The organism is Bradyrhizobium sp. P2_E8 (assembly GCF_056403875.1).
In genome coordinates this window covers 1-9,993 of the sequence record NZ_JBFUES010000172.1, presented here as the reverse complement: position 1 = coordinate 9,993, position 9,993 = coordinate 1, and the positions used below count along the sequence as shown (strand labels likewise).

The window sequence follows — 9,993 nt, the reverse complement described above, 5'->3', positions numbered from 1 at the left end:
GAACAAGGGCGGTCTCCAGTACGCGCCGCCGATTCGCTGATCCCGCTTGATCGGCGGCACGCGGCGATGAGCACCGAGGCTCGAAAACCGCCGGCCCAGATCGCGCTGAAGATCAGGCGCATCCTGGGCGGCAAGGCAGGCTGGAACGGCATCGCCGTCCAGTTTGCCTTTGCGGCGATCCTGGGCTGGATCGGCTATGAGATCGTCTCCAACGCCCGCGCCAATCTCGAAAACCAGCACATTGCCGCCGGCTTCGGCTTCCTCAGGAACAATGCCGGCTTCGACGTCAACCAGACCCTGATCCCCTACACCGGCTCGGACACGTTCCTGCGCGTGTTCGTGGTCGGGCTCTTGAACACGCTCGTGGTCTCGGTGGTCGGCATCGTCTTCGCCACCCTGATCGGCTTCGTCGTCGCGCTGTGCCGGCTGTCGCCCAACTGGCTGCTGTCGCGCATAGGCGRGCTCTATGTCGAGATCATCCGCAACCTGCCGCTGCTGTTCCAGATCCTGTTCTGGTACCTGGCGGTGCTCGCGGCACTGCCAAATCCGCGGCAGAGCATTTCGCTGCTCGGCATTGCCTTCGTCAGCAATCGCGGCCTCGTCATTCCCCGTCCGATCGGCGAGAGCGGGTTCGAGCCGTTCCTGGCGATGCTGGTCCTCGGCATCGTCGCATCGCTGGCATTGCGCTTCCATGCGCGGCGCGCACTGTTCCAGCGCGGGCAGGTGATCCGGATCTGGCCTTATGTGCTGGGCCTGCTGTTCGGACTGCCGCTGGTCACGATGCTGATCTTCGGTCTGCCCTTCACCTTTGAGCTGCCGCAGCTCAAGGGCTTCAATTTTGCGGGCGGCTCGCGGATCATCCCGGAGTTCGTGGCGCTGACAGTGGCCTTGTCGACCTATACCGCCGCCTTCATCGCCGAGATCGTGCGCGCCGGCATCCTGTCCGTGCACAAGGGACAGATGGAGGCGGGGTCATCGCTGGGCCTCAGCCGCGGCACCACGCTCCGGCTGATCGTCGTGCCGCAGGCGATGCGCGTGATCGTGCCGCCGCTGACCAACCAGTATCTCAACCTCACCAAGAACTCCTCGCTTGCCGTCGCCATCGGCTATCCTGACCTGGTGTCGGTGTTCGCCGGCACCTCGCTGAGCCAGACCGGACAGGCGATCGAGATCATCGCCATGACGATGGGCGTCTATCTCTTGATCTCGCTCGTCACCAGCGCCGTCATGAGCGTCTACGGTTGGCGCGTCAGCCGGAGTCTGGGCGCATGACCGACATCACCTCGTCCACCTTCGTCCGCCGGGACCTGCTCACCGAGCGTCCCGCGCCGGTGAAGACCACGGGCTTCGTCGGCCTGATGCGCACGCGCCTGTTCAACTCGCCGACCAACATTCTGCTCACGATCGTGGGCGCCTTGCTGCTCTGGTTCACCATCATTCCCTCGGTCAGGTTCCTGCTGGTCGATGCGGTCTGGGCCGGCACGGATCGCACGGCCTGCCTGACCGAGAATGCCGGATTTGTGGTCGGCGCCTGCTGGCCCTACATCCAGGCCAAGCTGCCGCAACTGATCTACGGCTTCTATCCCGAGGCCGAGCGCTGGCGGGTCAACCTCACGCTCTTCCTGGCGGCGGCTCTGCTGGTGCCGCTGCTGGTTCCGCGCCTGCCGTCGAAAGGGCTGAACGCCGGCCTGTTCTTCTTCGCCTTTCCGGTGGTTGCATTCTTCTTGCTGCATGGCGGCGGCATCTCGGGCTTCGGCCTGAGCTGGACGGCCGGCCTCCTGCAATTGTTCGACGACAGCATCATCGGGGCAGGGCAGGTCCTGCTCAATCTCAGCAAGACGTCGGCCATCGCCCCGCTGCTGTGGGTCATCGGCAACCTCGTCGTCCTTGTCGGCACGGCGATCTACTGGCTGATCTTTCCGCTGACCTGGCTGCGCGATCAGCTCCAGGGCACGGGCCAGTCGGTCTGGGCCGATTTCGCCATCACCGCCGTGATCGTCTCGCTGATCGCCTTTGTCCTCGGCGGCGGCGTACGTACCGGCTGGCGCGCGCTCGCATCGAGCTTTGCCACCTTCGTCGCCATCGCGATCGTGATCAAGCTGATGGGGCTCGATCATGGCGGGCTGCCGATCGTGCAGACAGGCCTGTGGGGCGGCCTGCTGGTGACGCTGGTGGTCTCCGTCACCGGCATCGTCACCTCGCTGCCGATCGGCATTGCATTGGCGCTCGGCCGCCGCTCCACCATTCCGCTGATCCGGATCTTCTCGATCGCCTTCATCGAGTTCTGGCGCGGCGTGCCGCTGATCACCGTGCTGTTCTTCGCCACCTACATGCTGCCTCTGTTCCTGCCCRGCAATTTCACGGTCGACGGCCTGGTGCGCGCGCTGGTCGGCATCGCGCTGTTCACGGGCGCCTATCAGGCCGAGAACGTCCGAGGCGGGCTCGCTGCTATCCCGCGCGGGCAGGGCGAGGCCGCGGCCGCCCTGGGTCTGTCCTGGTGGAAGACGACCTCGCTGATCGTGCTGCCGCAGGCGCTGCGCCACGTCATTCCGAACCTCGTCAACAGCTTCATCTCGCTGTTCAAGGACACCTCGCTGGTCTCGATCGTGGCGCTGTTCGACCTCCTGGGCTCGCTCAGGGCCTCGTTCTCGGATCCGAAATGGTCGACGCCGTCCACCGCGTTCACGGGCTTTGCCTTCGCGGGGATCATCTATTTTCTGTTCTGCTTCGGAATGTCGCGCTACTCGCTGTTCGTCGAGCACCGCCTCAACGCCCACCGCCGCACCTGATCGAGGCCACCATGTCCGACCCCATCGTCAAGATTTCCGGCCTGAACAAATGGTACGGCGAATTTCACGTCCTGCGCGACATCGACCTCGAGGTGAAGAAGGGCGAGCGCATCGTGATCTGCGGGCCCTCGGGCTCAGGCAAGTCCACGCTGATTCGCTGCATCAATGCGCTGGAGGAATTCCAGGAGGGCGAGATCGTCGTCGATGGCATCGAGCTCGGGCCGAACCTCAAGCATGTCGACGCCGTGCGCCGCGAGGTCGGCATGGTGTTCCAGAGCTTCAACCTGTTCCCGCATCTGACGGTTCTGGACAATTGCACACTGGCGCCGATCTGGGTCCGCAACATCCCCAAGAGGGATGCCGAGGCGACCGCGATGAAATTCCTGGAGCGGGTCAAGATCCCGCACCAGGCCAACAAGTTTCCGGGCCAGATGTCCGGCGGCCARCAGCAGCGCGTCGCGATCGCGCGGGCGCTGACGATGAATCCCAAGGTGATGCTGTTCGACGAGCCGACTTCGGCGCTCGACCCCGAGATGGTCAAGGAGGTGCTCGACACCATGGTCGACCTCGCCGAGGAGGGCATGACCATGCTGGTCGTGACCCACGAGATGGGATTTGCCCGCGAGGTCGCCAACCGCGTCGTGTTCATGGACGCCGGCCAGATCATCGAGGCCAACACCCCGAACGAGTTCTTTGCGGCCCCCCAGCACGCCCGCACAAAACTGTTCCTGAGCCAGATTTTGCGGTGAGCACCCGCAATCCGGAGGCCTCGCCGGCCTGACCGAGCCACCAGCTTCGCACCATGCGAATCAGCTTGCCTCTTTTCGGACCATCCTCCGGAGAGAGACCTTGCAGAGCAGTGTCGGCGCGCGCGCATACCAGAATGCGCGTTTGGAAAAGAAGTTGAGGAAGCAGGCGGACGCCGTCATGTCCTTCGCGATCGAGGCGCTCGGGCAGGGCCGATTTGACGAGGTCGAGATACTCTGCCGCGAGATCTTGAAGGAGGTGCCGGATCATTTCCACGCCACGCACCTGCTCGGCCTCCGCGCGTTTGATGGCCGGCGGCTCGATGACGCGGAATTCCTGCTCGAGCGCGCGGTTGCGCTCRATCCGCGTTCGCCGGACGCCCATAGCAATCTCGGGGCCGTGTATTTCGATCTCCAGAAATTCAAGGACGCCCGCGCATGCCAGGAGAAGGCCATTGCGCTGAAGCCGAATTGTCCGATCACCCTGACCAATCTCGGCAATACGATGCTGCACCTCGGCCTCGCCAAGGAAGCGATCGGACTGCACGAACGCGCCATCAGGCTGAAGCCGGACTTTGCCGATGCATTCTGCAATCGTGGCATGGCGCAGCTGATGATCGGCGAGTTCGAACGCGCCGGGGAGAACTTCGATCGCGCCCTGTCGCTTCAGCCGAGCCATGCGGAAGCGATCGCCGGCAAGGGCATGGTGAGCCTCGAGCTCCGGCATTTCGAGGCGGCGGAAGCCGCTCTCGACACAGCGCTCGCGCTCAAGCCGGGTTCACCGCGGATTCTGGTGCAGCGTGGACGGCTCTATCTGACTCTGTCCCGGCTGCAGCAGGCGGCGGCGGATTTCGACGCCGCGCTGGCGCAATCGCCACGGAACGAGCTCGCGCTGTGCTGGAGGGCGCAAGTCGACATCATGGTGAGGAACACGGCGGGGGCGATGGCGGGCGTCAAGACGCTGCTCGAGGTCAATCCGCAATCCGAGGCGGGAATGGCGCTCCTGGCCTCTTGCTATGCGAACCAGGGAGACATCGCGACGGCGCTCAAACATCTCGATGCGGCGCTGGCGATCGCGCCGGACTTTCCGGAGGCCATCGGGTACAAGATCTTCGTGCTGGATTACCTGCCCGAGGCCGATTTCGTGGTCCAGCAGGCGGCGCGGAAATATTGGTGGGATCAGATCGGCGCCAAACTCCCGCAAAGGGCGCTGTCGCCGCGCAAGCTCGATCCGGACCGACAGATCGTGATCGGATATGTCGCTTCCGAATTCAGGCAGCATTCGGCGGCGTACTCCCTGTTGCCGGTGATGCGCCATCACGATCACGCCAAGTTCAAGATCGTCTGCTATTCCTGCTGGCCGTTGCAGGATGGGATGACCGAGAATTTCAAGGCTTGCGCAGATGTCTGGGTCGAGGCCGCGCAGTTTTCGGACGACGAACTGGCCGATCGTATCCAGGCCGACGGGATCGATATTCTGATCGATGTGTCCGGACATACGACCGGCAGCAGGCTCCATGTCTTCGCCCGCAAGCCGGCCCCCATCCAGGTCACGGGTTTCGGTCACGCCACAGGTACGGGTCTTCAGACGATGGACTACGTGCTCGCGGATCCGATCTTCATTCCGCAATCGGCGCGTCATCTGCTGGCCGAAAAGGTCTATGACCTGCCGAGCCTGATCACGATCGACCCCATCCTGGATGTGCCGCCGTCGGAGCTTCCCATGCTCCGSAAYGGCTAYGTGACCTTCGGCGTGTTCAACCGSATCTYCAAGATYTCSGACGAGGCMATSCGSGTGTGGTCGAAAGYGATGCGMGAGGTGACSGGATCGAAGATCATCATCAAGMAYRSMCTGCTYGACGATCCAWTGCTGCGYGACCGCCTGRTYGCGCGGTKCGTGGCASAGGGCATYGCCGARGAGAACGTCATCTGCATGGGYWCGACMCCGCGCMMCGASCAYYTGCKGGCCTTTGCGRAYGTSGACATWTCSCTCGATACSTTCCCGCARAAYGGCGGCRTCAGCACCTGGGAATCGCTCTATGCGGGCGTTCCGGTCGTCGCCAAGCTCGGCAACGGCTCCTCATCGCGCGCCGGCGGCTCCATTGTGGCGGCCGTCGGTCTTGGCGACTGGGTCGCCGATGACGACGAGGGCTATGCCGCGATCGCGTGCAAATATGCCGCGCAGCCCGCCCATCTGGCGAAGCTGCGCGCGGATCTGCCGGCTCAGATCGCCAATTCACCGGCCGGCAACATCGAGATCTACACGCGTGAGGTCGAGGCGGGCTATCGCCAGTTCTGGCGCGACTATTGTGCCGCGGCCTCGGAAACCTGCGACGTTGCGTAGGCAGGTCAGCCGCGACGGACCGGGACGTCCAAAGCCCCGGGGAATCCCGGATGGGTTGCCGCTCCGGCTGACCGGCCGGCCTCGGCTGCGAATCAGTTAGACTCTCACCAAGGCCATCCTCCGGAGAGCAACCTTGCAGAACAGCGGCGGCGCGCGCGCATTCCAGAATGCGCGATTGCAGAAGAAATTGATGAAGCAGGCCGATGCTGTCATCTCCGCCGCGGCCGCCGCCTATGGCCAGGGCAGATATGCCGAGACGGAGGCGCTCTGCCGTGAAATCCTGAAAGCGCTTCCGGATCATGTCGACGCCATGCACCTGCTCGGCATGTGCGCGCATGACGGCCGCCGCCTGGAGGAGGCGCAACAGCTGCTCGAGCGCGTGATTGCGCTCGATCCGCGCCTGCACGATGCCCACAACAACCTCGCGACCGTGCATTTCGACCTCGGCGATTTCGAGGAGGCGCGGCGGTGCCAGGAGAGGGCCATCGCGCTGAAGCCGAATTTCGCGGTGGCGCTGACCAACCTCGGCAATACGCTGATGCATCTGGGGCAGTACGAGCAGGCGCTCGAGCTGCACGAGCGCGCTATCAAGATCAAGCCGGATTACGCCGATGCGTTCTGCAATCGCGGTATGGTCGAGATATTGCTGGGACAGATCATGCGCGCCAAGGAAAGTTTCGATCGCGCCCTGCTGTTTCAGCCGCGTCACGCCGAGGCCATCGTCGGCAACAGCATGGTCAGCATGGAGCTCCGGCACCACGAGGAGGCGGCAGCCAAGCTCGCCATGGCGCTCGCGATCAAGCCCGGCTCGCCGAGGATCCTGGCCCAGCGTGGGCGGCTCAGTTACGAGTTGCAGCGCCTGGAGCCGGCGCTTGCGGATTTCGAGGCGGCGCTTGCGATCTCGCCCAAGCTCGAACTGGCTCTCCGGGGCAAGGCTCAGGCCTGCCTCGTGATGGGAAAGACCGCGCAGGCGATGGCGGCCGCAACCGCCTTGATCGAGCAAAATCCGCGCTCCGAGATGGGGCTGGCGCTGATGGGCTTCGCGTATTCGAACCAGGGAGAGATGGACGCCGCGATCGAATATCTCGATCGCGCGCTGGCGATCCGGCCGAACTATGGGGACGCGATCAGGGGAAAGATCTTCTTGCAGGACTACCGCGCCGAAGCCGATTTCGCGCTCCAGCAGGCGGTACGGCGAGATTGGTGGGACTTGATCGGCTCCAAGCTGCCGCGGAGGACGCTGCCGAAGCGGCCGCTTGATCCGGAAAAGCGAATTGTGGTCGGCTATGTCGCTGCCGAATTCCGGCAACACTCGGCGGGCCTGACCTTGCTGCCGGTGCTGCGCCACCATGATCACGCCAATTTCGAGATCATCTGCTATTACTCCTGGCCGGGAGCGGACGAGTACACCGCCATGTTCAAGTCAATGGCGGACGTCTGGGTTGACGCCTGGGACCTTTCGGACGACGAGCTCGCCGATCGCATTCAGGCTGACAATGTCGACATCCTGATCGACGTATCGGGACACACAACCGGCAACAGGCTGCAGTGTTTCGCGCGGAAGCCGGCCCCGATCCAGGCCACCGGCTTCGGACACGCGACGGGCACGGGCATGCAGACCATGGACTATGTGCTCGCGGATCCCATTTTCATTCCACCGCCGGTCCGGCACTTGTTTGCCGAAAAAATCCACGATCTGCCGTGCCTGATCACGATGGAGCCCGTTTCGGATCTGCCGCCTTCCGAGCTGCCGCTGCTCCGCAACGGCTACGTCACCTTCGGCGTATTCAACCGCATCTACAAGATATCGGATGATGCGATCCGTGTGTGGTCGCGCTTGATGCGGGAGCTGCCGGGATCGCGGATCATCCTCAAGCATGGTTTGCTCGATGATCCCCTGTTGCGCGACGGCCTGGTCGCACGCTTCGTTGCCCAGGGCATTGCCGAGGAGAACATCACGTGCCTCGGCACCACCTCGCGCAACGATCACCTGTTGGCCTTTGGCAAGGTCGATATTTCCCTGGATACGTTCCCGCAAAATGGCGGCATCAGCACCTGGGAATCGCTCTACACGGGTGTTCCCGTTGTGGCCAAGCTCGGCAACGGTGCCTCCTCGCGCGCCGGCGCCTCCATCGTGGCTGCTGTCGGTCTCGGCGATTGGGTCGCCGAGGATGACGAGGGGTATGTCGAGATCGCCCGGAAATTTGCCTCGCAGCCGGCGCTTCTGGCCGAGKTGCGCGCAAGTCTGCCGGCTCAGATTGCAGCCTCGCCCGCCGGCAATGTCGAGATCTACACGCGTGAGCTCGAAGCGGGTTATCGCCGGTTCTGGCGCGACTATTGTGCTGCCGCCTCGGAAAGCGACGACGCTGCGTAGGCAGGTCGGGCGCACCAGGCGGTTCCTGAGCTAGATCCCGCGTCGAGCCCCGGGATATGCCCGAGCTGTTGCCGGTCCCGCTGACCGGCCGGGCGGGCACGCGAATCAGTTAGGCTCTCCCCGAGCCATTTCCGGAGAGACACCTTGCAGAGCAGCGCCGGCGCGCGCGCATTCCAGAATGCGCGATTGCAGAAGAAATTGAAGAAGCAGGCGGACGCCGTCATCTCCGCCGCGTCGAGCGCCTATGGCCAGGGCAGATACGCGGAGACCGAGGCGCTCTGCCGCCAGATCCTGCAAGCTGTTCCGGATCATTTCGACGCCACGCACCTGCTCGGCCTGTCTGTGCAACAGGGCGGGCGCCTGGAGGAGGCGCAACAGCTGCTCGAGCGCGCGGTCGCGATCGATCCGCGTTCGCACGAGGCCTACAACAATCTCGCGGCTGTGCACTTCGTCCTTCAGAAATTTGAGGCCGCCCRCACCTGTCAGGAGAAGGCGATCGCGCTGAAGCCGAATTTTCCGCCGGCTCTGACCGGCCTCGGCAATACCTTGCTCCACATGAACCTGCCCGAACAGGCCATCGAGCTGTACGATCGCGCGATCAGGCTGAAGCCCGACCATGCCGATGCGCTCTGCARTCGTGGCATGGCCGAGCTGGCGCTGGGCCAATTTGACCGCGCCAGGCAAAGTTTCGATCGCGCTTTGTTGTTTCAGCCGCGTCACGCCGAAGCGCTCGTCGGCAAAGGCGTGGCCAGTATCGAGCTCAAGCACTACGATGAAGCGGAAGCCGCGCTCGCAGCGGCGCTCGCGATCAGGCCCGGTTCGGCGAAGATCCTGGCGCAACGCGGGCGGCTCAATCTTGCGCTATCGCGGCCGGAGCAGGCGGCAGCGGATTTCGATGCCGCGCTTGCGCTTTCGCCCAAGCTCGAGGTGGCCTTGCGGGGAAAAGCGGAAGTTTCGCTCGGCATGGGGAATACGGCGCAGGCGATCCTGGCGTGCAAGACGTTGCTCGAGGAAAATCCACGCTCCGCGATCGCGTTAGCGCTGCTGAGCGCCTGCTTTGCAAACCAGGGAGAGATCGCAACCGCGATCGAACATCTCGACGCGGCGTTGGCAATCTCGCCGGATCTGGACTTGATCGCGCGGAAGATCCACTTTCTGGACTTTCTCTCAGATGCCGATTTCGCGGTTCAGCAGGCGGCGCGAAAATATTGGGGTGAAACGATCGGCGCCAGAGTGCCGCAAAGGACGCTGGCGCCGCGGCAGCTCGATCCCGACAGGCGGATCGTGATCGGCTATGTCGCTGCCGAATTCTGGTACCACTCGGCGGCGTTCGGCCTGTTGCCGGTGCTCCGCAATCACGATCACGCCAAGTTCGAGATCGTCTGCTATTCGTGTTCGCCGTTGCGGGACGAGATGACCGCCCAATTCAAGTCGATGGCGGACGTCTGGGTCGACGCCTGGCAGCTTTCGGACGACGAACTGGCCGATCGTATTCAGGCCGACAAGGTCGATATCCTGATCGATGTGTCCGGGCATTCGACCGGCAACCGGCTCCCTGTCTTCGCCCGGAAGCCGGCTCCGATCCAGGTCACGGGTTTCGGACATGCCACCGGTACCGGCCTTCAGGCCATGGATTACGTGCTCGCGGATCCGATCTTCATTCCGGAATCGGCGCGCCATCTGCTTGCCGAAAAGGTCCATGACCTGCCGTGCCTGATCACGACCGATCCCATCCTGGAT

6 protein-coding genes are annotated in these 9,993 nt (G+C 63.7%); all 6 read left to right on the top strand.

The genetic code is table 11. The annotated features are described in order from the left end of the window. Positions 1–66 precede the first annotated feature (66 nt). Complete coding sequence (locus AC1D00_RS12375) at positions 67–1,272, top strand: amino acid ABC transporter permease (protein ID WP_477010868.1); 1,206 nt, start codon at positions 67–69, stop codon at positions 1,270–1,272. Further along, positions 1,269–2,789 (top strand): amino acid ABC transporter permease, encoded by a 1,521-nt coding sequence (locus AC1D00_RS12370; protein ID WP_477010867.1) that lies wholly within the window; start codon positions 1,269–1,271, stop codon positions 2,787–2,789. The genes AC1D00_RS12375 and AC1D00_RS12370 overlap by 4 nt, the downstream gene beginning before the upstream one ends. Positions 2,790–2,800: 11 nt before the next feature. Then, entirely contained in the window at positions 2,801–3,538 is a 738-nt protein-coding gene (locus AC1D00_RS12365) for an amino acid ABC transporter ATP-binding protein (RefSeq protein WP_027542726.1), read from the top strand. A 100-nt stretch (positions 3,539–3,638) separates the two neighbouring features. Then, complete coding sequence (locus AC1D00_RS12360; protein WP_477010866.1) at positions 3,639–5,879, top strand: O-linked N-acetylglucosamine transferase family protein; 2,241 nt, start codon at positions 3,639–3,641, stop codon at positions 5,877–5,879. A gap of 133 nt (positions 5,880–6,012) precedes the next feature. Further along, positions 6,013–8,253, top strand: a complete 2,241-nt coding sequence (locus AC1D00_RS12355) for an O-linked N-acetylglucosamine transferase, SPINDLY family protein (RefSeq protein WP_477010865.1) — start codon at positions 6,013–6,015, stop codon at positions 8,251–8,253. A gap of 144 nt (positions 8,254–8,397) precedes the next feature. Then, the coding region (locus tag AC1D00_RS12350) for a tetratricopeptide repeat protein (RefSeq protein WP_477010864.1) at positions 8,398–9,993 on the top strand (1,596 nt) is incomplete at its 3' end.